The 25,807-nt window shown below is 37.0% G+C and carries 28 protein-coding genes and 1 riboswitch; of the genes, 22 read left to right on the top strand and 6 right to left on the bottom strand.

Annotated features, from left to right (window positions below):
- The first annotated feature begins 18 nt into the window (after positions 1-18).
- The 8 genes from sufB (at position 19) to ACIP9W_RS10235 (ending at position 8,752) form a co-directional block, all read left to right on the top strand.
- On the top strand, positions 19-1,416 hold the full coding sequence (gene sufB / locus ACIP9W_RS10270; protein ID WP_282241757.1) for a Fe-S cluster assembly protein SufB: 1,398 nt from the start codon (positions 19-21) through the stop codon (positions 1,414-1,416).
- A gap of 123 nt (positions 1,417-1,539) precedes the next feature.
- The gene (locus tag ACIP9W_RS10265; protein WP_400788854.1) at positions 1,540-2,391 is read left to right on the top strand and encodes a DUF72 domain-containing protein; all 852 of its coding nucleotides are present in this window, start codon (positions 1,540-1,542) and stop codon (positions 2,389-2,391) included.
- The gene (locus ACIP9W_RS10260) at positions 2,391-3,209 is read left to right on the top strand and encodes a sulfite exporter TauE/SafE family protein (RefSeq protein ID WP_400788851.1); all 819 of its coding nucleotides are present in this window, start codon (positions 2,391-2,393) and stop codon (positions 3,207-3,209) included. Before ACIP9W_RS10265 ends, ACIP9W_RS10260 begins: the two co-directional genes overlap by 1 nt.
- Positions 3,210-3,278: 69 nt before the next feature.
- Positions 3,279-4,646, top strand: a complete 1,368-nt coding sequence (locus ACIP9W_RS10255) for a bifunctional metallophosphatase/5'-nucleotidase (RefSeq protein WP_400788848.1) — start codon at positions 3,279-3,281, stop codon at positions 4,644-4,646.
- 39 nt (positions 4,647-4,685) lie between these two features.
- Complete coding sequence (yunB, locus tag ACIP9W_RS10250) at positions 4,686-5,462, top strand: sporulation protein YunB (protein ID WP_282241752.1); 777 nt, start codon at positions 4,686-4,688, stop codon at positions 5,460-5,462.
- Between the two features lie 47 nt (positions 5,463-5,509).
- Positions 5,510-5,692, top strand: a riboswitch (Lysine riboswitch).
- A gap of 92 nt (positions 5,693-5,784) precedes the next feature.
- Positions 5,785-7,353, top strand: a complete 1,569-nt coding sequence (locus ACIP9W_RS10245; RefSeq protein ID WP_400788846.1) for a Na+/H+ antiporter NhaC family protein — start codon at positions 5,785-5,787, stop codon at positions 7,351-7,353.
- 107 nt (positions 7,354-7,460) lie between these two features.
- Positions 7,461-8,396 (top strand): lipoyl synthase, encoded by a 936-nt coding sequence (gene lipA, locus ACIP9W_RS10240; protein ID WP_142540122.1) that lies wholly within the window; start codon positions 7,461-7,463, stop codon positions 8,394-8,396.
- Positions 8,397-8,410: 14 nt separating this feature from the next.
- Positions 8,411-8,752, top strand: coding sequence for a YutD family protein (locus tag ACIP9W_RS10235; protein ID WP_400788843.1), 342 nt, complete (start codon positions 8,411-8,413; stop codon positions 8,750-8,752).
- Positions 8,753-8,986: 234 nt separating this feature from the next.
- On the opposite strand, the gene ACIP9W_RS10230 is transcribed toward ACIP9W_RS10235, so the two are convergent.
- Positions 8,987-9,253, bottom strand: coding sequence for a DUF3055 domain-containing protein (locus ACIP9W_RS10230; RefSeq protein WP_093269763.1), 267 nt, complete (start codon positions 9,251-9,253; stop codon positions 8,987-8,989).
- Between the two features lie 85 nt (positions 9,254-9,338).
- Between ACIP9W_RS10230 and ACIP9W_RS10225 the strand changes: the two genes are divergently transcribed.
- Together ACIP9W_RS10225 and ACIP9W_RS10220 are read left to right on the top strand one after the other, a co-directional pair.
- Complete coding sequence (locus ACIP9W_RS10225) at positions 9,339-9,800, top strand: DUF86 domain-containing protein (protein ID WP_400788840.1); 462 nt, start codon at positions 9,339-9,341, stop codon at positions 9,798-9,800.
- A complete protein-coding gene (locus ACIP9W_RS10220; protein WP_400788838.1) occupies positions 9,787-10,551 on the top strand; it encodes a TIGR01457 family HAD-type hydrolase in 765 nt (254 codons plus the stop codon). The genes ACIP9W_RS10225 and ACIP9W_RS10220 overlap by 14 nt, the downstream gene beginning before the upstream one ends.
- A 20-nt stretch (positions 10,552-10,571) precedes the next feature.
- Here the strand turns inward: ACIP9W_RS10220 and ACIP9W_RS10215 are convergent, their stop codons facing one another.
- On the bottom strand, positions 10,572-10,808 hold the full coding sequence (locus ACIP9W_RS10215) for a YuzB family protein (protein ID WP_142540127.1): 237 nt from the start codon (positions 10,806-10,808) through the stop codon (positions 10,572-10,574).
- Positions 10,809-10,935: 127 nt separating this feature from the next.
- Here ACIP9W_RS10215 and ACIP9W_RS10210 point away from each other — a divergent pair, with 127 nt between their 5' ends.
- The 3 genes from ACIP9W_RS10210 (at position 10,936) to ACIP9W_RS10200 (ending at position 15,417) form a co-directional block, all read left to right on the top strand.
- A complete protein-coding gene (locus tag ACIP9W_RS10210; RefSeq protein WP_400788835.1) occupies positions 10,936-12,003 on the top strand; it encodes an NAD(P)/FAD-dependent oxidoreductase in 1,068 nt (355 codons plus the stop codon).
- Between the two features lie 948 nt (positions 12,004-12,951).
- Entirely contained in the window at positions 12,952-13,995 is a 1,044-nt protein-coding gene (locus ACIP9W_RS10205; RefSeq protein ID WP_400788833.1) for a hypothetical protein, read from the top strand.
- A 30-nt stretch (positions 13,996-14,025) separates the two neighbouring features.
- The gene (locus ACIP9W_RS10200) at positions 14,026-15,417 is read left to right on the top strand and encodes a putative sodium/potassium/calcium exchanger (RefSeq protein WP_400788831.1); all 1,392 of its coding nucleotides are present in this window, start codon (positions 14,026-14,028) and stop codon (positions 15,415-15,417) included.
- 210 nt (positions 15,418-15,627) lie between these two features.
- Here the strand turns inward: ACIP9W_RS10200 and ACIP9W_RS10195 are convergent, their stop codons facing one another.
- Positions 15,628-15,963, bottom strand: coding sequence for a YuzD family protein (locus ACIP9W_RS10195; protein WP_400788828.1), 336 nt, complete (start codon positions 15,961-15,963; stop codon positions 15,628-15,630).
- 80 nt (positions 15,964-16,043) lie between these two features.
- Between ACIP9W_RS10195 and ACIP9W_RS10190 the strand changes: the two genes are divergently transcribed.
- Positions 16,044-16,277, top strand: coding sequence for a NifU family protein (locus ACIP9W_RS10190; RefSeq protein ID WP_100353777.1), 234 nt, complete (start codon positions 16,044-16,046; stop codon positions 16,275-16,277).
- 154 nt (positions 16,278-16,431) lie between these two features.
- Here the strand turns inward: ACIP9W_RS10190 and ACIP9W_RS10185 are convergent, their stop codons facing one another.
- A complete protein-coding gene (locus ACIP9W_RS10185) occupies positions 16,432-17,127 on the bottom strand; it encodes a DUF2225 domain-containing protein (RefSeq protein ID WP_400788825.1) in 696 nt (231 codons plus the stop codon).
- Positions 17,128-17,295: 168 nt separating this feature from the next.
- Between ACIP9W_RS10185 and ACIP9W_RS10180 the strand changes: the two genes are divergently transcribed.
- The 5 genes from ACIP9W_RS10180 to ACIP9W_RS10160 all read left to right on the top strand — a co-directional run bounded on the left by ACIP9W_RS10180 (position 17,296) and on the right by ACIP9W_RS10160 (position 20,675).
- Entirely contained in the window at positions 17,296-17,658 is a 363-nt protein-coding gene (locus ACIP9W_RS10180; protein ID WP_282241734.1) for a HesB/IscA family protein, read from the top strand.
- A 230-nt stretch (positions 17,659-17,888) separates the two neighbouring features.
- On the top strand, positions 17,889-19,100 hold the full coding sequence (locus tag ACIP9W_RS10175) for an NAD(P)/FAD-dependent oxidoreductase (RefSeq protein ID WP_400788822.1): 1,212 nt from the start codon (positions 17,889-17,891) through the stop codon (positions 19,098-19,100).
- A 68-nt stretch (positions 19,101-19,168) separates the two neighbouring features.
- Positions 19,169-19,663, top strand: coding sequence for an NUDIX domain-containing protein (locus tag ACIP9W_RS10170; RefSeq protein WP_400788820.1), 495 nt, complete (start codon positions 19,169-19,171; stop codon positions 19,661-19,663).
- Positions 19,664-20,127: 464 nt separating this feature from the next.
- Complete coding sequence (locus ACIP9W_RS10165; protein ID WP_282241731.1) at positions 20,128-20,253, top strand: YuiA family protein; 126 nt, start codon at positions 20,128-20,130, stop codon at positions 20,251-20,253.
- Positions 20,254-20,348: 95 nt separating this feature from the next.
- Positions 20,349-20,675 carry a YuiB family protein gene (locus ACIP9W_RS10160; RefSeq protein WP_188713353.1) on the top strand — a complete coding sequence of 109 codons (327 nt, stop codon included), beginning with the start codon at positions 20,349-20,351 and terminating at the stop codon, positions 20,673-20,675.
- 31 nt (positions 20,676-20,706) lie between these two features.
- Here ACIP9W_RS10160 and ACIP9W_RS10155 read toward each other — a convergent pair whose 3' ends face one another.
- Positions 20,707-21,183, bottom strand: a complete 477-nt coding sequence (locus ACIP9W_RS10155; protein WP_400788818.1) for a divergent PAP2 family protein — start codon at positions 21,181-21,183, stop codon at positions 20,707-20,709.
- Positions 21,184-21,303: 120 nt separating this feature from the next.
- On the opposite strand from ACIP9W_RS10155, the gene ACIP9W_RS10150 reads away from it, so the two are divergent.
- The 3 genes from ACIP9W_RS10150 (at position 21,304) to ACIP9W_RS10140 (ending at position 23,826) form a co-directional block, all read left to right on the top strand.
- Positions 21,304-22,806 (top strand): leucyl aminopeptidase, encoded by a 1,503-nt coding sequence (locus ACIP9W_RS10150; RefSeq protein WP_400788816.1) that lies wholly within the window; start codon positions 21,304-21,306, stop codon positions 22,804-22,806.
- Positions 22,807-22,865: 59 nt separating this feature from the next.
- Complete coding sequence (locus tag ACIP9W_RS10145; RefSeq protein WP_400788814.1) at positions 22,866-23,084, top strand: hypothetical protein; 219 nt, start codon at positions 22,866-22,868, stop codon at positions 23,082-23,084.
- A 181-nt stretch (positions 23,085-23,265) separates the two neighbouring features.
- Complete coding sequence (locus ACIP9W_RS10140; protein ID WP_400788813.1) at positions 23,266-23,826, top strand: DUF5366 family protein; 561 nt, start codon at positions 23,266-23,268, stop codon at positions 23,824-23,826.
- Between the two features lie 109 nt (positions 23,827-23,935).
- Here ACIP9W_RS10140 and ACIP9W_RS10135 read toward each other — a convergent pair whose 3' ends face one another.
- Complete coding sequence (locus ACIP9W_RS10135; RefSeq protein ID WP_400788812.1) at positions 23,936-25,795, bottom strand: transglycosylase domain-containing protein; 1,860 nt, start codon at positions 25,793-25,795, stop codon at positions 23,936-23,938.
- Positions 25,796-25,807 lie beyond the last annotated feature (12 nt).

The following is a 25,807-nucleotide window of genomic DNA, read 5'->3' as shown; positions in this document are numbered from 1 at the left end:
TAGAACGGAGGAATTACGATGGCAAAAAAAATGCCTGAAATTGGTGATTATAAATATGGTTTCCACGATAAAGACGTATCCATTTTCCGTTCAAAACGTGGTTTGACTAAAGAAATCGTAGAAGAAATTTCACGTATGAAAAGTGAACCACAATGGATGTTAGATTATCGTTTGAAAGCATTAGAAATTTTCTATTCTAAACCGATGCCACAATGGGGTGGAGATTTAGGAGCATTAGACTTTGATGAAATTACGTATTACGTAAAACCATCGGAAGCTACACAAAAATCATGGGATGAAGTGCCAGAAGAAATCAAAGCTACATTTGATAAACTAGGTATCCCTGAAGCAGAACAAAAATACCTTGCTGGTGTATCTGCACAATATGAATCAGAGGTTGTTTACCACAACATGAAAGAAGAGTTAGAAGATATGGGGATTGTATTTAAAGATACAGACTCTGCACTTCGTGAAAACGAAGATATCTTCAAAAAATATTGGGGAACAGTTATTCCTTCAACAGATAATAAATTTGCAGCACTTAACTCAGCAGTATGGTCGGGCGGGTCATTTATCTATGTACCACCAGGCGTAAAAGTGGATACACCGCTTCAAGCATACTTCCGTATTAACTCTGAAAATATGGGTCAATTCGAACGTACGCTAATCATAGTAGATGAGGGCGCTTCTGTACACTATGTAGAAGGTTGTACAGCTCCTGTTTATACAACAAACTCACTTCACTCTGCTGTAGTTGAAATTATCGTTAAAAAAGATGCTTATTGCCGTTATACAACAATTCAAAACTGGGCGAACAACGTTTATAACTTAGTTACTAAACGTACAGTTGTTGAAGCAAACGGAACAATGGAATGGATTGATGGAAACATCGGTTCTAAATTAACGATGAAATACCCAGCATGTATCTTAAAAGGTGAAGGTGCACGTGGTATGACCCTTTCAATCGCAATTGCTGGTAAAGGGCAACACCAAGATGCTGGTGCGAAAATGATGCACTTAGCACCAAATACGTCATCTACAATTGTTTCGAAATCGATTGCGAAACAAGGTGGTAAAGTATCATACCGTGGTATCGTACACTTTGGACGTAAAGCAACAGGTGCTCGTGCGAACATCGAATGTGATACGTTAATCATGGATAACCAGTCTACTTCGGATACAATTCCATACAACGAAATCTTGAATGATAATATTTCTCTTGAGCATGAAGCAAAAGTTTCTAAAGTATCAGAGGAACAATTATTCTACTTGATGAGTCGTGGATTAAGTGAAGAAGAAGCAACAGAAATGATCGTAATGGGCTTCATCGAGCCATTCACAAAAGAACTTCCAATGGAATATGCGGTGGAGATGAACCGTCTTATCAAGTTCGAGATGGAAGGTTCAATCGGGTAATTCCTATATTTTCTTACCGAAAAGCAACAGGGTGAATGCATATTTCACCCCTGTTGCTTTTTTTGTATAAACAGCTGTCATAATGTTATGATAAAATAACTTGAACAGTGAGGTGACAAACATATGATTAAAATTGGCTTAACTGGTTGGGGAGATCATTCTGACTTGTACGTATCAACGGCAAAGGATAGATTGAAAGATTATAGTGCGCATTTTCCGGTCGTTGAATTAGACACAGCTTTTTATGCGATACCTCCTATCAAAAATGTTTTGAAATGGATAAAAGAAACGCCAGATAATTTTCAATTTGTCGTAAAGGCGTATCAAGAAATAACCGGACATTTACGCGGGGAGTCCCATTACGAATCAATGGAAGAGATGTTCGAGCGTTACCGAGAGTCCATTCAACCTTTTAAAGAAGCAGGAAAACTTGCGATGGTGTTGGTGCAATTTCCCCCTTGGTTTACATGTGTCAAAGAAAACGTAGAATACATACTTAAGGTGAAAGAAGAATTGAAAGATTTCGAGCTAGCGATTGAATTTCGCCATCAATCTTGGTATTCTTCTAAATTCCAAAAAGGAACACTAGATTTCTTAAAGAGTCATCATCTTCACCACACCGTGTGCGATGAGCCACAAGCTGGAGAAGGTTCTGTTCCGCTGATACCAATCGCCACTTCTGATAAAGTACTTGTTCGATTACATGGTCGAAATACATATGGTTGGAAAAACCCAGGTAATAATGAAAAATGGCGTGAAGTACGTTATTTATATGATTATAATAAAGAGGAGCTCACATTTATCCAAAACAAAGTGGAGCAATTGCAGAAACAGGCAAAAGAAGTAGTTGTATTATTTAATAATAATTCTGGAGGGCATGCGGCAAAAAATGCGAAATCCTTTCAAAAAATGCTCGGCATTGAATTTGAAGGACTTGCTCCCAAACAATTAGACTTATTTGAAGGTGGGATATAATGGAGTGGGTATTACTAGTAGTTGCTGGGTTATTTTCTGGTATAGTGGGAGCATTAGTAGGTTTAGGTGGTGGAGTCATTTTAGTTCCAGCTGTGTTGTTTTTTGGGACGACACTTGCATTAATTCCTAATATTACTCCTCAAAGCGTTGTGGGACTTTCTGTCATCATGATGATCTTTACGGGTCTTTCTTCTACGTTATCGTATATGAAGTCAAAGACGGTGGATTTTAGAAGTGGATTTATCTTTTTTATCGGAAGTATTCCTGGAACTATACTTGGTGCATGGGTGAATAAGGGATTGGATTTACCGTCATTTAATTTGTATTTTGGTATTTTACTTATTGTTTTATCTACCCTTTTACTTGTGCGTGATCATTTGAAGCCAGTGAGATGGTTTGTGGAAAATGGGAAGAAGCGAACGTTTAAGGACGAAAAAGATACGTATGTATATGGATATCCTATATGGTTTGCTTTGGTATTAACATTTGGTGTTGGATTTGCATCTGGTTTATTTGGGATCGGTGGAGGTTCAATTATCGTACCTGCCATGATCTTATTATTCTTGTTTCCTCCGCATGTCGCGGTTGGAACATCCATGTTTATGGTGTTTTTATCGGCGATAGTAAACTCGGCAACACATATTTCACTTGGTAATGTGCCTTGGCTTTATACAATACCAGTTGTTCCAGCTGCATATATTGGTGCGAAAATCGGTGCCAAGTTAAATAAAAAACTAAATTCAGATTCACTTGTTTTGGCACTTAGAATTGTGCTGTTATTATTAGGTGTACGCTCTATTATTGATGGGTTGTTTTAATAACTTTATTTAGCCTTGCTCTCTGCGCAAGCGAGGCGTATTTGATCAAATAGAAGAGGTGTATGAAAGGTGAGAGAAACAATCCATATTTATCACACAAATGATTTGCATAGCCATTTAGAAAATTGGCCGATGATTCATCAGTTTCTCTCGGAGCGTCATAAAAGCCATGGACCGACTGACTCCTATTTAACACTCGATATCGGAGATCATATAGATCGTTCCAATGTTTTTACTGAAGGAACATTGGGGAAAGGAAACATCCAATTACTGAATGAAGCGGGTTATGATTATGTCACCATTGGTAATAATGAAGGAATTACGCTTAGTCATGATGATTTAAACACATTGTATGAAGCTGCCAACTTCGAAGTTATTGTGTCCAATTTTACTGATTTAAGCGGAAATATTCCTTCGTGGGTGCTTCCTTATAAAATTCATGTGACACCGACGGGTATTCGGATCGGTATTGTAGCAGCGACCGCAGATTTTGGATTGTACTATGAGCAATTAGGCTGGCATATTCAACCGCCGCTTGATCGATTGAAAGAAGTTTGTAAGGAAATAGAAAAAGACGTGGATGTGCTTGTTTGTTTATCTCATTTAGGCGTGTCACAGGATGAGATCATGACAGAGAAGATACCAGAAATCGATCTTATTTTAGGATCCCATACGCATCATTTCTTTGAAGAAGGCAAAATGATAGGTAACACTTTACAAGCTGCTGCAGGTAAGTATGGTGCATATGTTGGGCATGTGACAATCGATTTTGATCATGAGACAAAAACAATCATATCGAAGCAAGCCATGCTGTATGCCACAGATACTTTAGCAAAGCCGAAAGATCTTGATCTGCAACTGAAAAAGTGGGAAGCTCTTGGTAACGAGGAACTTTCTGAAGCTGTTCTTCAGAATGAGACCTTTTTGCACAAAGATTGGTTCGGTCCTTCCGATATGTCTAGATTTTTCGGTAATGCTTTGCTTACCTTTACGAAAGCTGATTGTGCGATGTTTCCTGCTGGGATATTTTTAACAGACTTACAGATTGGTCCTATTAGTGCTAGCGACTTACATCGATGTTTGCCACATCCGATAAATCCATGTGTTATCACATTAACAGGAGCGGAATTATTGGAAATTGTGGAGCAATCTAAAAATGAGAAATGGCCACACTTAGAGGTAAAGGGGCTCGGGTTTAGAGGCAAATACTTAGGGGCTATTATTTTCGAGCAATTGATGGAAGATGAGCATGGGGATGTATTTATTGGTGATGAACGATTGTTACTTGAAAAAGTGTATACATTGGCGACACTTGATATGTTCACATTTGGTTATTTTTTTCCTTCCTTTAAATTTGCAACGAAAGAATACTATATGCCGGAGTTAATACGTGATGTAGTTAAGTGGTACGGCAATCAGTTACTGAGTCAAGCATAATAATCCTTCTTATTACATAATAGTAATAAGGGGGATTTTTTGCTATTCTATCGTAAAAAAAAGCGTTTTCCTTTTTTTTCTGCTCAGCGAAAACTAGCTATACTAATAATGTTATTTATCTTATCAGTTGCAGGCGTATTTTATTTCGTTAACAACCAATTGACTCCAACTTATCTGGATTATGCGGAAGTACAAACCAATAAAATCGCATCAATGGTTATTAGTAAAGCAATTAACTCAAGGACAGCGAACGTTTTAGATGTAAACGATATTATCGAGGAAGTACCATCAACAAATGGTAGCACCAATATGGTAACGACGAAATTTAATACAGAAATTATTAATCGTGTCTTATCGGATACGAACAGTTTGGTGCAAGCCCATCTAGAACAAGCAGAAAAGGGAAATCTATCGAGTTTACCTTATCTAGATGATATTGAATACGATAAAACAACGATGGAAGATCAAGGCGGAGTTGTATTTTTTGTGCCGATGGGGCAGGCAACGAATATACCGCTAATCGGTAATTTAGGACCTAAAATTCCTATTCGGTTTCATGTGATTGGAAATGTTCAATCTACTGTTGTACCGACTATCGAAAACTTTGGTATTAATAATGCGTATGTAGAAGTGAGTATTCATATTAAAGTAAATGTCCAAGTTATTGTACCGCTTGCTAGTAAAATGAGTGTTGTCGAACAAAAGATTCCCGTAGCCATGGGATTAGTGCAAGGGCAAGTGCCACATATTTATACTGGAGGAGATGGTTCTGCTGCTCCGTCTGTTGAGGTGCCGATTCCGTTACCTGAAAAATAAAAATTCCAGAGAAAACAGAAACAACTGTTACAATAGAGAAAATGAATATAATAGGTAGAGGCTGCAGAGCTTAATAGTACTATACAGGAAGATGACGCTTATGATCGTATACGAAAGGAAGTTTTGCCGAAGCTAAATATAGTCCGTCAAACGATATTTAGTTGGGGTTATTCTAAAAAAGAATAACACTGTCATTTATATGAAAATATAAATGGTGAGCTACAGATGGTAAATAATCGTTTTTATGCTTAAATTCAATAGTGGAAGCCAACCTATATACATATGTAGGTTGGCTTTTTATATTTTTGAGGAGGAATAGGTTTTGGAAAATACGATTTTTTCTTTATTGCCACCGTTACTTGCAATCATTATGGTGCTTGTAACGAAGCGAGTTATTTTATCTTTAGGGGTTGGAATTGTATCTGCAGCGCTTCTGGTAGAAAATTTTGCTCCAGTGGATTCGTTGCTATTATTATGGGAATCATTTAGAACTTCTTTTTGGGAAGAAGGGTTAAATGCTTATAATATTTATATTTTGCTTTTTATATTAATGCTTGGTGTTGTGACAGCGTTTGTAAGTTTATCAGGCGGTAGTACAGCATTTGCGGCATGGGCGATTAAAAAAATTAAAACTCGCCGTGGCTCGAAATTATTAACAGCTTTTTTAGGGATACTCATATTTGTAGATGATTATTTTAATGCGTTAGCAGTTGGTCAAATTGCCAGACCTATTACTGATTCGCATCGCATTTCACGTGCGAAGCTTTCTTATTTTATCGATTCTACTTCTGCTCCTGTTTGTGTAGTGTCACCCGTTTCAAGTTGGGGTGCGTTTTTAATCAGTCAGTTAGGAGTTATTTTTGCAACGCATGCAGTAACTGCTTATACGCCACTTGAGGCATTTGTGTTAATGGCACCTATGAATTTTTATGTGCTTGCGACTTTAGCGATTGTTTTTTTCCTAGCATGGACAGACTTTGACTTAATGGAAATGAAAAAGCACGAGAAGAAAGCGATAGAAACTGGGGAGCTTTTTGATTCGTCTAAACCAAACCCAGGAAATCTACAAGGAAATTTCCCGGAAAATAATTATGGTAAAGTATTGGATTTAGTGTTGCCGATTGTATCGTTAATTGTAGTGACGTTATTTGCCATGTTTTGGACAGGCTATAGCCTTTCTGGTTATCAGTTAAATTTATTTGTTATTTTTGAAAATACCGATGTGCCATTTTCTTTATTTATTGGGGGATTGGTAGCGACGATTTTGGCTATTGCCCTGTATGTGCGACAATTTAATACTAATCCAGAAGCGAGCGTTAATTTAGTGTGGAAAGCTATCGTGACAGGGATTCGTTCCATGCTTCCTGCTATATTTATTTTAATTTTTGCATGGTCTTTATCCTTCTTGATCAATGCATTAGAAACAGGTGTATTTTTAGCTAACCTTGTAACGGATAATAATATTCCGGTCGGCGTTATTCCAGCATTGCTCTTTGTATTAACGGCATTTATGGCATTTGCTACTGGATCTTCTTGGGGTTCATTTGGTATTTTATTGCCAATTGGTGCTAGTATTATTATGGCGATAGAACCAGAGTTATTGTTGCCAGTACTTGCAGCGGTTCTAGCCGGAGCAGTATTTGGAGATCATTGTTCACCGATTTCGGATACAACCATCATGTCAGCTACTGGAGCTGGGGTTAATGTAATCGATCATGTTATGACGCAATTACCATATGCGATTATTAGTGCTATTATAGCGGCGATAGGCTATTTAGTTCTTGGTTTAACAGATTCCATTTTAATAGGACTTGTTTCGGTTATAGGTATTCTTATTGTATTGTTTGTTGTTTGGAATGCAAAAAGTAAGAAGGAAATGGAAGCAAATTAATAATCCATTTTGGCTCTGAAGAGTTAGTTCAGAAGGTTGTTTGAATTCTAATAATATGGTACATTGACAACAGTGTAGTCAGTTTATGAAGAATGGAGTAGGTATGAATGACATCGTGTAAACCAACGAAATCAGAGCATCAACGCAAACCAGATTGGTTAAAAATAAAGCTTAATACGAATGAAGACTATAAAGGTCTAAAAAAATTAATGCGCGAAAATAATTTACATACAGTTTGTGAAGAGGCAAGATGTCCGAATATACATGAATGTTGGGGTTCTCGAAGAACTGCTACTTTTATGATTTTAGGAGCAGTTTGTACTCGTGCTTGTCGTTTCTGTGCGGTTAAAACAGGTCTACCAAATGAACTAGATTTAGCAGAACCAGAACGTGTTGCAGATTCTGTTGTTATCATGAATCTAAAACATGTAGTAGTGACAGCGGTAGCTCGTGACGATTTAAAAGATGGCGGTTCAGAGGTCTTTGCAGAAACTATTCGTGCAATCCGTCGTAAAAATCCGTTTACAACAATTGAAGTATTGCCTTCTGATATGGGAGGAATTGAACAAAATATCCAAAATATTATGGATGCAAAACCAGATATTTTGAACCATAATATTGAAACGGTGCGTCGTTTAACTCCAAGAGTTCGAGCTAGAGCTAAATACGATCGCTCACTTGAACTACTACGTCGAGCAAAAGAAATGCAACCAACTATCCCAACGAAATCTTCCTTAATGTTAGGTCTAGGGGAAACTCATGAAGAGATTTTAGAAGTAATGGACGATCTTCGCGCTAACAATGTAGATATTATGACGATTGGTCAATACTTGCAACCTACGAAAAAGCATTTACCTGTGTTAAAATATTATTCACCTGCTGAGTTTGGAGAGTTACGCAAAATTGCAATGAGCAAAGGTTTCTCACATTGTGAAGCTGGACCACTTGTAAGAAGTAGTTATCATGCTGACGAGCAAGTAAATGCTGCAGCGAAACAAAAACAAGCACAAGGTGAGGAACTTCTAGCTACTCAAAATAGCTAATGGATGGTGATGGAATGATTGTTGCAGAAGGTTTTACATATGAAATTATAGAAAATTACCGAGATGCATATAAAGAAGAAGCTTTTTTGGATCGCTATAGTGAAATTCTCTCAAAGTATGACTATATAATGGGGGACTGGGGATATGGTCAGCTTCGTCTAAAAGGATTTTTTGAAGATCGAAATCATAAAGCGACCTTCGATACGAAAATAAGTACGATGAAAGATTATTTGTATGAGTATTGTAATTTCGGCTGTGCTTATTTTCTTATCAAAAAAACGGGAGTTGCCCCGAAAGTAAAAGTAAAAGTAGTGGATGAAACCATACAAGAAAACCTAGAGCAGGATCATTTATGATCTTGTTCTAGGTTTTTTCTTGGGTAAGAAAGAGTTTTAGTTGGAAAATTTGCGAATTTAGTTGGAATTTTTGAGGTGTTAGTTGGAATTTTACTGCTGTTAGTTGGAAAAATGGCCGCTTTAGTTGGAAAGCTGTGGTTCAAGGGAGTTACAGACAATCGATAACCATAAAATTATAGAAAAGAGAGGAAGAAAGTGTATTGCCACCTTCTACCTCTCTTAAAAAGTAATTTCTCAGTTTAGTAATTCTCTTAAGTAATCTCTTAATTCTTCCGCTTCTACTTCTGTTCTATTATAGACATGCTCTAAATAGCCTGGTTCTTCTAAATCATCTGGTCCCAGTATTGCTGCTCTACCGTATTGGATATCCATTACAAGCACTTTACCAAAAAAACGAGAGCTTTGTAAGATCGCTAAATCATATCTTTGGGAATCTCCTGTAAAACCAACGAATCTCGTTTTTGTATCTTCCACATCATCGTATAAAAAAAATCGCTCCATTTGGTGACACTCCTTCCTAACTACGAATTATGGTACTATAGAAAAGAGGTATATATCAACTGAACATGACTCAGGAGGCTTTCCAATGTATTTTGTAGATCGAAAAAAAATAGCTGAGACAATTGCACACATGAACAAGTTAATAACACTGATCGAAGGTAAAGTAGATTGGCACTCAGATGAACAATCTAAATTAGCTTTAGAGCGCGTAGGACAAAATATCATCGAATCCATTATTGATGTAGGAAATTCAATGATTGACGGTTTTATTATGCGTGATCCAGGTGGTTATGATGATATTATCGACATTTTAACAGATGAAAAGGTTATTCCAGCAGAAATGGATGCACCATTAAAAAAGGTAATTGAATTTAGAAAAGAATTAGTACGACACTTTTATGCAGTTGACCATAAGCAATTAGAACAAATACTTATTGACAATTTAACTTATTTAAAACAATTCCCTGGATATGTAGAAAATTATTTGCTTCATGAATTAGGACCGGTCTCCGCATTTTTACCGGAGGATTCCAATGTTAAATTATAAGGCCTATTGTTTAGATTTGGACGGAACAGTGTATAGGGGGAAAACTCCTATTAAAGAAGCGGTGGACTTTGTACATTATTTACAAAACCATGGTATCGAACCTTTTTTTGTAACGAATAATTCTTCCATGACTCAAAAACAACTGCAAGAAAAAATTGCAAAGATGGATATTCATGTAGAAGTGGACCATATTATTTCTTCTTCCATTGCCGCAGCTAATTATATTGAGGAACATTATCCAAACAAATCGGTGTTTATGATTGGAGAAATTGGATTACAAGATGCGCTGGACGCTAAACAAGTAGTTCGGACAGAAGGTATTGCGGATGTAGTAGTGATGGGGATTGACCGTGCGATTGATTATGACAAGCTCGCAACTGCATGTCTCTCCATCCGAGCAGGCGCAGCATTTATATCGACAAACAGCGATCATGCATTTCCGGATGAAAGAGGATTGATACCGGGCAACGGTGCTTTTACAAAATTAGTCGAGTACTCTACTGGTGTAGAGCCAATATATATGGGGAAACCTCAAGCATTTATGCTGGAGTTTATTCAACAGAAATATGGGTATAAAAAAGAAGAGATGATTATGATTGGAGACAATTATTCAACGGATATTTTAACTGGGATTCATATGGGCATTCATACGGCCCATGTGAATAGTGGGGTCAATCGTACAGAGGAAGTTCAAAGTAAAGCTGAACAACCGACGTATTGTTTAGAAACACTACATGATTGGATAAAATAAAAAAAGAAGAAAATCCACTATTAGAATAGAGGATTTTCTTCAATATATGCATATATTTTTTTCACAAGATCTTCTGGGGAATCCCCTTCGACAACATCTCCGTTTACGATTGCGAGTAAAGTTTCGGAGCATAAGGAACAATGACTGAGGCAGCCATATTCTAGTACATCTAAGTTAGGATCTTGTTCTAATATGTCAAAAGCTTCTTGAGAACCATTTGCAAGGTTGCTTATACAAAATTCAACCATAGGATTCATAGCTGTCACCTCACTACAACGTCATGCTACTCCTTTTTTCGCTATCCGTCAATGCAGAAGCTCCCTTGTGAAAAGCATCACAATCATTTATAATTTTAGATGACATTCAAAGATGAGGGAGATAATTATGCGAAAATTAGTATTATTAGGTGGAGGATACGGTAATATGCGAATTTTGTCGCGCCTGTTGCCAAATAATTTACCGCTTGATGTAGAGATTACTTTAATAGACCGAACACCATTTCATAGTTTAAAAACCGAGTTTTATGCGTTAGCAGCTGGAACATCCTCTGATCATGAAGTTCGAGTAGGGTTTCCAGAAAGTGGAAAATTAACGATTAAGTATGGAGAAATTACGGAAATTGATGTAGAAGAAAAACAAGTACTATTAGCAGACGGTGGAGCAGTCTCTTATGATGATTTAGTTATTGGGTTGGGCTGTGAAGATAAGTATCACGGGGTACCTGGTGCAGATGAATTTACGTATAGTATTCAAACCATCGGTCGTTCTCGTGACACATACGCGAAACTTGGAGGACTTCCTGCTGGATCAATCGTTGGAATCGTTGGCGCAGGTTTAAGTGGAATAGAGTTAGCTAGTGAACTTCGTGAGAGTCGTCCAGATTTAAGGATAAAACTATTCGACCGTAGTCCACGTATTTTAAGAGATTTCCCAGAGCGATTGAGTAATTATGTGAAAAAATGGTTTGATTCAAACGATGTAGAAGTAGTTAGTAATTCAAACATTACTAAAGTAGAACCAAACAAATTGTATAATCACGAAGAGGTTATCCCTGTAGACGTGGTTGTTTGGACTGCGGGTATCCAACCAGCAGCTACAGTGCGTGCATTACCAGGTGAAAAAGATAGTTCTGGACGAGCTATACTAACACAATATCATGATTTACCAAATTACGAGAACGTCTTCGTTGTAGGAGATTGTGCATCTCTTCCTTTTGCACCAAGTGCGCAATTAGCGGAGGAGCAAGCGGAGCAAATAGTTAAAGTGCTACAAGCCCGTTGGAGAGGTTTACCGCTTCCTGAAAAAATGCCAGAAATTAAGTTGAAAGGCTTTATGGGTTCTCTTGGAAAGAAACAAGGATTTGCTTACATGGCAGATATTTCAGTAACTGGCCGTATTGCAAGACTGATGAAATCGGGATTGCTTTGGATGTATAAAAGACATAATGGTTAAATAACCTTAGAAACGTTGTAATATCAGCGTTTCTAAGGTTATTTTTTGTCCTCTTTAAGAAATTTATGTGGTGTATATCATTTTCTCTAAATAATTCGGCAGGCGTTAGGGAAACTTCGACTTAGAGAGCTTGAAGAAAGTGAACGCTTGGATTTAGCACGGGGGCGCTTCGCTTTCCGCGGGCGAGCGACGAGCCATTCCCTCCGCTTAGGGCGTCGTTGGAATGTCTCATTAGCCCACGAGGAACTAAGGCTAAGAACGCCACATCGTGTGGCAATGCCTTTGAAACCAACATCCTGTTAGCCTCGGCAGGAGTTGCCGCCTACAGTAAAAATCAGTGGTAATTTCTTTTTTATTTATGAACGACTTGTTAAAAACAAAATCATAAATAGTATTTAGCGTTTGTAAATCCAATAAATGGCTAAGGGCAACCAACCAGCTGTTGAAAGCAACCAGTTCTAGTCTGAGAACAACCAAACGTCTGTTAAGAGCAACTAGCTCTAGTCTGAAAGCAACCAAATTACTCTGGAGAGCAACCAATTTTCAGAAAATAAGTTTACTTGGATTGAGACGCCGATGACTACCGCGCAATATCCCTATACTGCGTGAACTACCCATGAAAAGTAGTTGTTACTATATACACAATAAATATTTGGAACGCAAAGTTTAAAGGTATATAATCGATAGTTCCTTTTTGTAAAGTCTCATTACTATGAGTTTGCAAATAAATATCTGACAGGAGGTTTAATTTTTCTATTTATAGGAAATATAAAACTTGTATTTGTAATAGTGATAATGTGACAGGAAAAGTTGAAATGCTTTTTTATTGTGTAGTGTAAGGCACTATATATGAAAACTATTGATAACTAACAAGAGAAATAGTTTCCACACGTATCAAAAATAGACGGTTACTGCTCTTTTTGAAGTGAGAAGGAGGTGAATGACGATATGTATAAGAGAGTAGTACAGGCGGCTATTATGTTTGGGATGTTAAGTGTACCGACATTTGCATCAGCGGATGGTGGATTATTAGGAAATACGTTAAACAAATCTTCGAATCTAATAGAAACGGTGACAGACGGAGTGACAGATTCGGTTTCGGAAGTGCAGCTAACTGAAAAAGTTGCCGAAACGGAAGAACTGATCCAACCTGTTAGGACAGTAGTGAATACCCTAGATGAGACTAGGGAGAAGCTAACGGAAACTGTAAAAAGTGAAAAGCCGATAGTTGACTTAAATGTTTCTCCAAACCCTTCTATAGGAGTTAACCTGGGCATTGTGGAAGCAGAAGTATCAAAAACTCCAACTGTAAAGGTAGATACGTCCATTGTGAGAGTAGAAGTAGATGATACAGTAAAAATAGAAGCTGATTTGTTGGAGGCTAATACTCAGGAATTAAATAAGAAACATCCACAAGTCAGTGTAAAAACTCCTATTGTAGATGTGGAAACTCTAAAAACTGAACAATCTACTCCAAATACAAATTCGGATTTACCTAAAACAGCTACTGCGCCATCTCTGGTAGAACAGGATAACGTAGCGCAAAAGAAAGAAACCGTTATCCCTGAAATAGAGCAACCCATTCAACATGAACAGCCTATTTTAGTGGATGAGCCAGGAACTGGTTTTGAATCTGAGGATCTACAGAAATCGTATTTAGATACAGTGATTACTAAACCAATGGATACTACTTCAAAACAGGAGATAAAGAAGAAAAAAGAAAAGCGACCAGAAACGTTTCCGAAGATACCTTCTGAGGATTACAATCAATTAAAAGTAGTGCCTACTTTTCAATCAGGCCCATCCACTCCAACACAAACTGGTGGATCAGGAGGACCCATGTCATTCGCAACCATGAATGAAATGGAAATGGTCTTTGAAAGTAGGGGTGCAAATTTTCCAACCATGACACGACTATTATACGACCAGTGGTTGAATGCACCGCCGTTCCAACCACCTCGACAATCTCTTTTTTCTATAAGTAGCATATAAAAAACTTATATTAAAAGGAGAGAATAAAAAATGAAAAATGTACTCAGAACTTTAACAATTACAGGTGGATTGGCAGCTAGTTTATTAATTGGAGCAGGAGCAGCTTCTGCAGCAGGATATGATAATTCTTTGTTGAATGGTGATCATGATTTATTGGAAAGATTAAACTTTTTGGGATCTGAAGATGAAGATAATAGTAATCTCGTAATTGATTCACAGAAAGATGCAGATTCGAATGTGAATGTAGAATCTACTGAAGATGCATATCAGTCGAATTTAGATGCAGATGCTGAAGGTTCAGCCGAAGCAACATATGAAGGCGAAGACGAAACTGCTTCAGTTGAAGCCGATGGAGACGCTGGAGTAATGAATGAAACAGTAGTAGATGAAGAAAATGACATGTACTCATCTACGACAGAAGCAGATGCTGATGGTTCAGTCGAAGCAATGTATGTAGGCGAAGACGAAACCGCTTCAGTAAATGCGGATGGAGATACTGAATTAATGAATAGAACAGTAGTAGATGAAGAAAATGATATGTACTCATCTACAACAGAAGCAGATGCTGATGGTTCAGTCGAAGCAATGTATGAAGGCGAAGACGAAACCGCAACAGTAAATGCGGATGGAGATACTGAATTAATGAATAGAACAGTAGTAGACGAAGAGAATGACATGTATTCATCTACAACAGAAGCAGATGCTGATGGTTCAGTCGAAGCAATGTATGAAGGCAAAGACGAAACCGCTTCAGTAAATGCGGATGGAGATACTGAATTAATGAATGAAACAGTAGTAGACGAAGAGAATGACATGTATTCATCTACAACAGAAGCGGATGCAGAAGGAAAAGTCGGAGCAATGTATGAAGGTGAAGACGAAAGTGTTTCAGTTGATGCTGATGGAAATGCTGGGGTCATGAATGAAACAGTAGTAGATAAAGAGAATGACACTTATTCTTCTGCGACAAAAGGTGCGTTTGATGGTAGCTTAAATTCTATGTTCGAAAATGAAGATGATTCTTCATATTTGAATGCAGATAACAACACTACTTTCGTGAATGTTATTGAAACAGACGACGAAAATGACTCATCTACATTTGCTCTTGGAGCTGATTCTGCTTCTTTCTTAGCTTTAGGTTCTGAAGACGATGAAAACGAAAATCATGCAAGTTTCATGTCAGCTTTATCTGCATGGATCAAAGCTGAGCAAATGGAAGACTCATCTTATCTTGGGACTGAAGTAGATACTACATCTATGTTAGGCTTAGAATCAGAAGAAGAAGACTCTTTCTTCTCTATGTTAGCTGCTACAGCAAATCTTTGGGTAGAATCTACAGAAAATGAGGAAGAGAATGATTCAAACGAATTAGGATTAAATCTTGATCTTGGCTTGTTAGCAAGCTCGGAATCAAACAACTAATAACTTAAGCTCAACTTATACAGTGTATAGACACACCTGACTGCAGACATCCTTTAGAGGTTGTCTGCAGTTTGTTTATTGAGAGCATATTAAAATACATTTATAAAAAAGCTATCAGAATATGAGTACGTCCTTTTGTGCTTTTGTTTATGATTCAACATAAAAAACTTTGAAACAATGTTAGTGTGTTGTCTCAAAGTTTTTTGATTGTTATTCTTTTTCGCTCACATACCCATATTTCTCAAGTGCTGCATATACTGGTTTTAGCTGAATATAACCTTCACCGATCATCTCTTCATTAATCATAACAAGTGGATAGAAAAACTCATCTTCTGCGATGCGGTTTGCGATATCTTGCTGGCTTTCATTCTCAATTGGCTGCTCGATATCAATATACGTAAATGTAATTTCGTTTGTTGGGAATTTACGGTTAATCGCCGCACTAAGCCATTCGTAAGTATCCTTAGAGGATGGTGCATTTACGCAACTGGCGCACACTATATCGGCACCATAAATTTCTATATGTAACGCTTGAGGTTTTGTCATTGTTTAGCTCCTTCGAATTCTTTATTGGATTTTTTCCCTTACTGATATTATAATGATTATAATGAAAGGAGTCGATAGATATGACTGATACAATGAATGAACAAGTTCAAGAAGTTTTAGATAAATTGCGCCCATTTTTACTACGTGATGGGGGAGACTGTGAGCTTGTTGACGTAGAAGATGGTATTGTAAAGTTACGCCTTCTTGGAGCTTGCGGAACTTGCCCAAGTTCAACGATTACATTAAAAGCAGGTATTGAACGCGCTCTTTTAGAGGAAGTACCTGGAGTAGTGGAAGTAGAACAAGTATTTTAACTTCATTCAGCAGGGCCCACAAACCCTGCTAAATGAAATTAAAGCCTCCGAGGATGTCACAGATTTTCAATGGAATTTATCGAGCGAGCTCGATAAAAATCGAGACGCAAATACGGCAAGGCGAATTTGATTTAAATAAATAAAAAAGAAGCCATTAAACATAGGCTTCTTTTTCTTTTTGTTCTCGTATTTCATGCCAACGTTCTTTTGCCATTTCTACAATTTTAGGCTCAAAAGAGGTACTTTGTTTTTCAATTACTTTCGAAAAGTAACGTGTAGCGTATTCCACGTCTCCAATTCTTCGGGATAACTCTGCTATCAAATAGAGAACTTTCGTTTCAGACATTTGTGTTCCACTATAATCTCCATACGAATAGGAATCTACATAGCGATCCCTTGCTATTTCGATGAAGCGCAGTTCATCCGTCTGTTTCTGCTGCAGACGGTATAGCCAAGCGGTTCGTAGTGCCAATCCCGCGATATTGATAAATTTCTCTTTTTTTATTGTTCCAAAAATAATTCCTAGTTTGTAGGTGTTAATACCTACTTCTATACTTCTTTCATTTCCATATGAACGTGGAACCCATTTGTTTGCAATCTTTTCTTGAATTTCGTCCTTAATACCAGGAGCAAAGTATTTTGAAAACTCTTCTGTAAATGAAGCTCCGCAATGTTCACAAACGAATATATTATAGAGTAAAGGGTTTACCTCTTTGTTTTGGTATATTGGTTGGAAGTCAGAAGCATAAGATTCTACTTTGACAAATTTAGACCGGACTTTAGTCGTTATAAATTGTTTTTTACAGTGTAAGCATTCGATGCTTTTTTGATAATAAGGAGAAATTTCCATAAAAAACCCTCTTTTCAGCCAGTTTGTTCCTAGTTCTATTATACCCTATAATTCTCTTGAAAGCGAAATAATTAATTTTTTGTTGGATGTAATTGATTCAAGTAGTTTTCCTTGTCTAGATAGTAAAAACACTGCTATTATATACAAAAGGAAGGAATGGTGATTCAGATGACAGAAGTAGTAATTATATCTGAAGCGGCAGCTTACCGCGTAAAAGAAATGATGACGCATAATGGCGAAGAAGGAGCTATGCTTCGCGTTTCAGTAAATGGTGGTGGATGTAGCGGTCTTTCTTATGGAATGGGTTTTGAACATGAAAAAAAGGAAGATGATATAGAGCTTTTACAGCATGGGATTGATATTGTAGTGTCGAAAGAGGATGCTCCCATTCTAAATGGTACGACGATCGATTACAAAGAATCCTTAATGGGTGGAGGCTTTACAATCGAAAATCCTAACGCTATCGCTTCCTGTGGATGCGGAACTTCATTTAGAACAGCTCAAAAAGCTGGGACTCCTGAGAACTGTTAAAAAGTTAGAGAGAGCATTTTCTACTAGTAGGAAATGCTCTCTCAATATTTGTTGTCTGTAAATTCTAAACTAAACAATCCTTTAACAATGTATTGAAATAGCGTGATAAAAGGGATAATATAAGAGATAAGAGGTTTTTGTCGCAAATTAGACAAAAGAAAACGTTAAGATGACGAATAATTTGTGTCATAAAGGTCTTCTAAAATATATAAAAGGTGGTTGTGATTTTCTTGAAAAGACCAACAATTCTAGTATTAGGTGCAGGTTATGGTGGATTATCCACTGTAGTCAACCTTCAAAAATTAGTAGGAACAGATGAAGCAGACATTATTCTAGTGAATAAAAATGATTATCACTATGAGTCTACATGGTTACATGAGGCTTCAGCAGGTACTTTACGTCCAGATCAAGTTCGTTATGATGTAAAGAGTGTTATTAACCAAAGCAAAGTAACTTTTGTTAAAGCAACAGTTGATGCAATCGATGTTAATACAAAAAAAGTCGCAACTAGTGCTGGTGAGTATACATATGACTACCTAGTAATTGGTTTAGGTTTTGAAGGGGAAACTTTTGGAATTCCTGGCTTAGATAAGTATGCGCTTTCGATTGCGAATGTAAATGCAGCACGTCAAATTCGTGATCATATTGAATATCAATTTGCTAACTGGTCAACAGACGATGTGCAAGACGATACTCGTTTAACAATCGTTGTAGGTGGAGCAGGATTTTCTGGTATCGAGTTTTTAGGTGAATTAGGAAACCGTATACCTGAACTTTGCAAAGAATACGACGTACCGAAAGAAAAAGTACGTGTAGTATGTGTAGAGGCAGCTCCAATGGTACTTCCTGGTTTTGACCCAGAACTAGTGGAATATGCTGTAAGACGATTAGAGTCAAAAGGAATTGAATTCTCTATTGGAACACCAGTAGTAGAAGCGACTCCAGAAGGCGTTAAGATCAAAAAAGGCGAAGACGAGTTTGAATTCATCACAGCTGGTACTGTTGTATGGGCTGCTGGGGTTCGCGGAAATCGTTTAATCGAATCTTCAGGCATTGAAAATATGCGTGCTCGTGTTAAAGTAGACAAAGATATGCGTGCTCCTGGTTTCCCAGACGTTTTCATCGTTGGAGACTGTGCACTTATGATTAATGAAGAGATTAATCGTCCATATCCACCTACTGCACAAATTGCTATGCAACAAGCTGTTACAATTGCGAAAAATATTGTTGCTCTAATGAAAGGCAATGATACAGAAGAGTTTGTACCTGCACTAAAAGGAACAGTATGTTCACTTGGAGAGCATGATGCAATCGGTGACGTAATGGGTAGAAAACTTACTGGAACAAAAGCTTCCATCATGAAAAAAGTAATTGATAACCGTGCACTTTACATGATCGGTGGAGTTCCACTTGTAATTAAAAAAGGTAAATTTAGTTTATAATAAATAAAAATTTGCAGCTCCCCCTAATTTAAAGGTGGGAGCTTTTTTAAAGGGGATGTTGTTTATATATGACTAAAAAAGATCGGGGAAATGTCTGGCTAGGGGTAGCCGGATTAGTTATCAACGAGATCGGTGAATGGCTTGTAGTGAAAAAAAGATATGGCGGACTTGATGGGAGATGGTCGCTTCCAGCTGGTTTTGTCAATAATGACGAAACGGTAGATGAAGCAGCCTTAAGAGAAGTTAAGGAAGAAACTGGAGTAGAATGTCTAGTTCAACATATGATTGGTTTTAGAAGTGGTGTTATCCAAAATAAGATTAGCGATAATATGGCTATTTTTCTATTGCGCCCCATCGAAAGAGATCCCATTCTGCAAGCGCAACTATCGGAGCTTTATGAAGTAAAATGGATTCATCCTTCTAAATTATTGCATGATGAAAATGCTTCCGTTATGATCCGTGAATTAGCAGAAAAGAAATTTGAAGATGGCTTTAGCACACTTGATGGTATAAACCCCGGAGATGTATTTGGTTATACGAGTTATAAATTATTCATTAAGTAATTTTGTGTTAACAGCATATGTTCAATCAACTTATTTTGCTATGGACTTGAATATTTGGAAAAACATATATCGAGGTTTTAACTGACGGGGGATGCTAATACTACTAGCATCCCCCAACAGTTTTTTTGATTAGTCACATATGTATCTTAAAAGGTAATTAAACAAAATATAAAAGCATAAGGTTAAGGAGGAGATTATGGCTTTATAGCGCTTCTTTCAAGGTTTAGCTTTTACTTGAATTTCTTTACCGATACTAAAGCTAGATATCCGCCACAGGATTATCGTATAAAGTGTCTAGGGGACCTCTACACACAAGTCACTATTTATGGTAGAGCGATTATTTAATCCAAGGCTAACTGAAGAAATTTAATTGTGAGCCAATGTATTTCACTTTTTTATTTACAAATAACTCTATATATGATATATTATCAGAATATTAAAATAATCATTAAGGGGCTGTTGGAATGGAAAAGGTAAAACAAGAAGTGGTTACTAGAAACTGTCCATATTGCAAAGGGGAAGGCTATTTTCAATTACGCTTAGGCGGTTCTGAAACTTGTAATTGTTGCAATGGTTCAGGGAAAAAATAATTCCTTTATGACAAATAGGTGAAAATACACAAGTACATTGAATACTCTCCTCCGTTAAGGTAAACTAGTAAAAGATGCTACGGAGGTAATAGATTATGGGAGATTTTATGCTTGTGCAAATGATCATTTCGGTGCTCATATTTTTTGTCATGTTTTTTGGAATCGCTTTTTTACTTAATATGCTACTTAGAATGACATGGTTTATGGCAATTGTTTATCCAATCGTTGTCATATTTATAATTGATGAAGTTGCTTTTTTTGATTATTTCACAAAGCCAGGAATTGCTTTCTCAGCACTTGGGGAAAAGTTAATGTCATTGCATGCAGCAGATATTATTATTTTGTCTAGTGGACTTGTAGGGGCAATTGCAGCTGGGTTTGTTATTAAATACTTAAGAAAAAATGGATATCAAATGTTCTAAAAGGATGACTCACTTAGAGTCATCCTTTTTCTCATACTATTGCCGTATAAATAATGATAGAAATCGCAATTCCAGTTAAAGCACCCATGAATACTTCAATCGGTTTGTGACCGAGTAAGGTTTTTAACTCTTCAATTTTCTCTTCGCTTTTCATATGAGACCATTCTTTTGTCTGTGCAACAAAGTTTTGAAAGTCTAGACGCATTTGGTTAATGACTACTGCTTGTTTACCAGCTTGGAAACGAACACCAGTCGCGTCAAACATCACAATAACAGCAAATACGGTTGCAACAGCAAAGAGGTTAGAATCCATTCCTGTTTCATACGCAATTGCGGTACAAAGCGAGGTTACAGCAGCAGAGTGAGAACTAGGCATTCCACCAGTAGAAGTGAATAGTTTCCAATCTAATTTTCTTGTTACGAGAAAATGAATAGGAATTTTCACAAATTGAGCAAAGAAAATAGAAAAAAGTGCAGCCATTAATGGTGTGTTTTGGAGGATTGCCAAAGTAGACACCGCCTTTCTGTTTAACTTAAGTAAGTACAGTATAACACATTCATACAATTCGAAAAATGAATCTTCTTCCTATATAATAAGAATGAATCCGAATGAGTAGGGGGAAAAATAATGATTATTAGTACAAATGAAGTATTATTCGATGAAATTCAATCTGAAACACTAGTTGTAGCTGTTTCAAAGCATGCGGAAAATACAAGTAAATGGGAAGCGTTTCTAAGCAGTTTTGGAGAACATATTACAGAATGGGTGAAGAGCGGAGACATTTCATCAGAACTTAAAAAGCTTGTAAAAGTTCCTGTAGCGAATAAAGAAACAGTTAAAAGAATTGTTTTTGTAGGAATTGGCGAACGTAAACAATTAACTCAAGAAAATATTCGTGAAGTTTTTGGTCTTGTTGGAAAAGAATTATTGGCAAGCAAACCAGAATCATTAGCAATTTGGATTCCATCCTTTAGCACTGAGTCTATTTTGGACGGAGATATCGCTTATTTAGCTGCGGAAGGACTTACAATGGGGTCATTTGTATATGAAGGATACAAAACGTCTTCCAATGTTCCGGACTACTATTTACCGGCAATTGAACTTTTAACCGATGAGGATAGCGATGAAATAGTTTCTTATTTTGAAGTAGGGACAGTTTATGCGGACGCAGTAAATGAAGCTAGAATTTTAGTAAATACTCCGGGCAATGTGCTTACTTCTACACAACTGGGAGAGTATGCAAGAGAACTAGGCAGTACATATAATTTTGAAACAGAAATCTTAGGTAAGAAAGAAATAGAAGAGCTTGGGATGGGTGCTTTACTCGCTGTTAACCAAGGATCCGTAGAAGAACCAAGGTTAATCGTTTTAAAATACCAAGCTACTGAAAAATGGGAAGATGTTGTGGCACTTGTTGGTAAAGGAATTACGTTTGATACGGGTGGTTACTCGATTAAAACAAAAACAGGTATTGTCGGGATGAAAGGCGATATGGGTGGAGCAGCTGCAGTGTTAGGTGCGATGCAAATCATTGGTGAGCTTCGTCCTAACAAAAACGTCATTGCAGTTATTGCATCGACAGATAATATGATCTCTGGCAATGCTTTTAAACCAGATGACGTGATTACTTCGATGAGTGGTAAAACGATTGAGATTTTAAATACGGATGCAGAAGGGCGTTTAGTGCTTGCTGATGCAGTAACGTATGCTAAACAGCAAGGGGCTAATTACATTGTAGACGTTGCCACACTAACAGGGGGAGTTATTACGGCACTTGGTTATGATAAAACCGGAGCGCTTACAAATAATGAAGAATTTTTCGAGACGTTCATGGAAGCCTCACTTGAAACTGGAGAGTTTACTTGGAGATTACCTTTAACGGAAAGCGATAAAAAACGTATCCGTAAAAGTGATGTAGCGGATCTAAACAACTCACCAGGTAGCGATGGTCATATGATTTTTGGTGGTGGATTTGTCGGAGAGTTTGTAGAAGAGACGCCATGGATTCATTTAGATATTGCTGGTACTTCTGATACGAAAGCCGCATATGATTTCGGACCAAAAGGTGGTACTGGTGTTATGGTAAGAACTCTTGCTACATTAATCGAACGAATGGCTGACGAAGAGTAGGGAAAACGCACAGCCTATTACTCCTAAACCGCATACACTGTTGGGAAAGGAGGAACAGCATGGTACGATATAATAGAGGTGGCTTTGGTGGAGGCTTTAGAGGTCCTGGCTTTGGATTTGGAGGTATTGGTGGTCCATTTATAGGAGGTTTAGTTGGAGGTCTTTTAGGTTCTTCATTTGGAGGATACGGTTATAATAGATATCCATATTATCCACCTTATCCACCATACCAACCATATCCATATTATCCTTATTACCCTTATTACGGTGGTTTTTAATAATAAACAAAAAGCTTTTGCAACACGTGAATTTTTACGGTTGCAAAAGCTTTTTATGCTTTTGCAAATCATATGGGCAAGTAAAGTATTTATTTTGACGAAAAAATTGACAGCCACTTGCGGAATACATCTTCCCTTCGTTATGATAATACTGAATACTTTATAGAATAAGAGGATAGTTATGAAAAACCCATATGTGTTTGGATTTTTACCGTTAATAACGATTTTATTATTTAGTTTAACTTTCTCTGTTTATACGATGAATAAAGCGATAGCATTGTTTAAAGTTATAGGTGTATATAGTGGTATGCGAGAATTCTTATCTGATTTAGAGCTGAAACTATTTTTACTCATTATTTTAACACTAGTTTATTTTATGCTGTTTTCCGCTTTGAAACTGATTGCGGAAACAATACATGAGATTGGGATGTTATTTTTTTCAAAGGATTTTGAAGGGAAGACTATTTCACAAGCTCGTGGCGGTTACGTGATCTTTTTTGTAGGAGCAGTAATTTCTGCTGTTGGTTTACAGTCCCTTCAATTATTGCTGCTCATTTTTCTTGCAACTGCATTTATCTATTTTATATATGTTGTATTTAAATTGAGTAATTCGATGAGTTTATTGGGGACAGTAGGGTTAATCATGTTCGAGATTATTATTTGGAGTCTATTTCTAGCGTTAGTAATTTATGCAATCATCAAGCTATACAATGGGGTCATAGCAAGCTTACCTTTATTGTAAAAGACAAAAGAAGCTATGGTTAAGTAGCTTCTTTTGTCTTTTTGAAAAGTATAAAGCTCATGATAACTTTTTACTGGAATTCTTCATCCAGCTTCAAGTACCTTACACTTTAGTTCTTTTTCATTATTTGATTGAAGATGGAATGGTGAAATTTTTTCGATTCGATTGGTTTCATATTTTTAGGCAAATCATAGCCAATCCAAACAGTAGACGTATACGTATCCGATAATCCTGCTATCCAATAATCCACATATTCATTCGTTGTACCTGTTTTAGCACCAATATACGATGATTGAACTGAAATGCCTTTGCCAGTTCCATTTGCGACTACATCATGTAACAAATTACGCATCGTTTGTACGGTTTTTGGTGACCAAACTTCTTGTTTTTCCTCATTCCATTCATATAAGATCTCGCCATTTTTTTCTACCACTTTACGAATTGCATGTGCAGGTTTATACATACCGTTTATAAAGCTTGTATATGCATCAGCCATTTCTAACGGCGTGACTCCTTTTGTCAGCCCACCTAAAGCGGCTGCATAGGAATGATCTTCGTTTACTATATGGTTGAATTGAAACGGTTCCAGTTTATTAAATGCCGTTTCGATACCGGTCGTTTGCAATAAGCGAACAGCAGGTGTGTTGTAGCTAAAACGAAATGCTTCTTTAAGCGTGACATTCCCATAAATTGCTCCTCCATAATTTTGAGGACAGTAGGTACCTATGCAGAACCTTCCTGCATTTATCACATTTTGAGGTGTTAAAGAAGTCGTTTCAAATAAGGGGGCATATACAAGTAAAGGTTTAAATGCTGAACCTGGTTGACGAACTGCTTGGTATGCTCGGTGAAAGTCGTACTTTTTATAATCTTTTCCTCCGTATAGACTTATAATTTCCCTCGTTTCATTATTAATAACAACAGATGCCGCTTGGAGGCCGGGAGTTTTAGTTAGAAGATTATTGATATACTTATCGTCTTTTAATTGCTTCGCTGGATCGAGTGCAGTATATATGGTGATTCCTTTTGTACTGATGTCACTGACTCGAGATTGAAGCTCTTTTTCGAAAAAATGTTTTTGGTGTTCGTTTTGAGCAGCAGCTATTTTTTCTAGAAAACCTTCTTTATAAGCGATTAGATTTTTTAATTCTTCCATTACGTAAGTGCTATAGGCTGGATATAGTTGTGTTTTCGTTTTTATATGTAATACAATTGGCATTGCTTTTAAAGCATCACCATCAGCAGCATTTATCTTGTTATTTTTGACCAATACATCAATGAGTAACTCTTGTCTTTTTTTCGTTGCATCGAAATGGACTAAAGGATCATATAACATTGGGTTATTTGGAATAGCACTTATAAAGGCGAGCTCGGCTTCTGTTAGCTCGTTTAACGGGCGGCTAAAATAATAAGTTGCGGCAGCCCCTATTCCATAGACTTGGTTTCCGAAGTAGATTTCATTTAAATAATTGGCTAGTATTTCCTCTTTTGTGGATTTCTTTTCCATTTCATAAGCATATAATAATTCCGTTACTTTTCGTTCATATGTTTTTTCAGTAGTCAAATAACGCAATCGGACAAGTTGTTGTGTGATAGTACTTGCACCTTGTTCTTTTGAATTGGCAATGGCGTTTGCAAAAACGGCACGAAAAATCGCACTAAAATTAAATCCAATATGGTTATAAAACTCTACATCCTCACTTTGTATAAATAATTCTTGTGCAAATAGAGGGATAGATTCAAGTGGTAGAGGTTCTCGCCATTCAACATAATCCTCTGAAAAAACTTGCTCCTGATTATCAAGGAGAACAATAGGTGAAGAAATTGATGGACTCGATATTTGAATAGACTTTGCGAGATTATCTTTATATGAACTAGCTACTAGTATTTCTGTATGTATAAAAGAATATAAAATCCATATGAAAGGAAAACAAAGTAATAAGATGATAAAACCGATTGCTTGGCGCATTTGTTGTACTCC

Origin of the sequence: Psychrobacillus sp. NPDC093180 (genome assembly GCF_044754065.1) — a bacterium.
Lineage (GTDB): Bacteria > Bacillota > Bacilli > Bacillales_A > Planococcaceae > Psychrobacillus.
Note: the sequence above shows the minus strand (reverse complement) of the source record. Positions and strands in the feature narration are given on the sequence as shown.

Bases quoted from the DNA above. Each gene is read 5' to 3' on its own strand.
- ACIP9W_RS10180 (WP_282241734.1), top strand. From the start codon at position 17,296: ATGACAGAAGTAGTAATTATATCTGAAGCGGCAGCTTACCGCGTAAAA.
- ACIP9W_RS10150 (WP_400788816.1), top strand. From the start codon at position 21,304: ATGATTATTAGTACAAATGAAGTATTATTCGATGAAATTCAATCTGAA.
- ACIP9W_RS10220 (WP_400788838.1), top strand. From the start codon at position 9,787: ATGTTAAATTATAAGGCCTATTGTTTAGATTTGGACGGAACAGTGTAT.
- ACIP9W_RS10260 (WP_400788851.1), top strand. From the start codon at position 2,391: ATGGAGTGGGTATTACTAGTAGTTGCTGGGTTATTTTCTGGTATAGTG.
- ACIP9W_RS10225 (WP_400788840.1), top strand. From the start codon at position 9,339: ATGTATTTTGTAGATCGAAAAAAAATAGCTGAGACAATTGCACACATG.
- sufB (WP_282241757.1), top strand. From the start codon at position 19: ATGGCAAAAAAAATGCCTGAAATTGGTGATTATAAATATGGTTTCCAC.
- ACIP9W_RS10160 (WP_188713353.1), top strand. From the start codon at position 20,349: ATGGGAGATTTTATGCTTGTGCAAATGATCATTTCGGTGCTCATATTT.
- ACIP9W_RS10145 (WP_400788814.1), top strand. From the start codon at position 22,866: ATGGTACGATATAATAGAGGTGGCTTTGGTGGAGGCTTTAGAGGTCCT.
- ACIP9W_RS10205 (WP_400788833.1), top strand. From the start codon at position 12,952: ATGTATAAGAGAGTAGTACAGGCGGCTATTATGTTTGGGATGTTAAGT.
- lipA (WP_142540122.1), top strand. From the start codon at position 7,461: ATGACATCGTGTAAACCAACGAAATCAGAGCATCAACGCAAACCAGAT.
- ACIP9W_RS10215 (WP_142540127.1), bottom strand. From the start codon at position 10,808: ATGAATCCTATGGTTGAATTTTGTATAAGCAACCTTGCAAATGGTTCT.
- ACIP9W_RS10265 (WP_400788854.1), top strand. From the start codon at position 1,540: ATGATTAAAATTGGCTTAACTGGTTGGGGAGATCATTCTGACTTGTAC.
- ACIP9W_RS10165 (WP_282241731.1), top strand. From the start codon at position 20,128: ATGGAAAAGGTAAAACAAGAAGTGGTTACTAGAAACTGTCCATATTGC.
- ACIP9W_RS10195 (WP_400788828.1), bottom strand. From the start codon at position 15,963: ATGACAAAACCTCAAGCGTTACATATAGAAATTTATGGTGCCGATATA.
- ACIP9W_RS10190 (WP_100353777.1), top strand. From the start codon at position 16,044: ATGACTGATACAATGAATGAACAAGTTCAAGAAGTTTTAGATAAATTG.
- ACIP9W_RS10185 (WP_400788825.1), bottom strand. From the start codon at position 17,127: ATGGAAATTTCTCCTTATTATCAAAAAAGCATCGAATGCTTACACTGT.
- ACIP9W_RS10210 (WP_400788835.1), top strand. From the start codon at position 10,936: ATGCGAAAATTAGTATTATTAGGTGGAGGATACGGTAATATGCGAATT.
- ACIP9W_RS10135 (WP_400788812.1), bottom strand. From the start codon at position 25,795: ATGCGCCAAGCAATCGGTTTTATCATCTTATTACTTTGTTTTCCTTTC.
- ACIP9W_RS10230 (WP_093269763.1), bottom strand. From the start codon at position 9,253: ATGGAGCGATTTTTTTTATACGATGATGTGGAAGATACAAAAACGAGA.
- ACIP9W_RS10170 (WP_400788820.1), top strand. From the start codon at position 19,169: ATGACTAAAAAAGATCGGGGAAATGTCTGGCTAGGGGTAGCCGGATTA.
- ACIP9W_RS10235 (WP_400788843.1), top strand. From the start codon at position 8,411: ATGATTGTTGCAGAAGGTTTTACATATGAAATTATAGAAAATTACCGA.
- ACIP9W_RS10140 (WP_400788813.1), top strand. From the start codon at position 23,266: ATGAAAAACCCATATGTGTTTGGATTTTTACCGTTAATAACGATTTTA.
- ACIP9W_RS10200 (WP_400788831.1), top strand. From the start codon at position 14,026: ATGAAAAATGTACTCAGAACTTTAACAATTACAGGTGGATTGGCAGCT.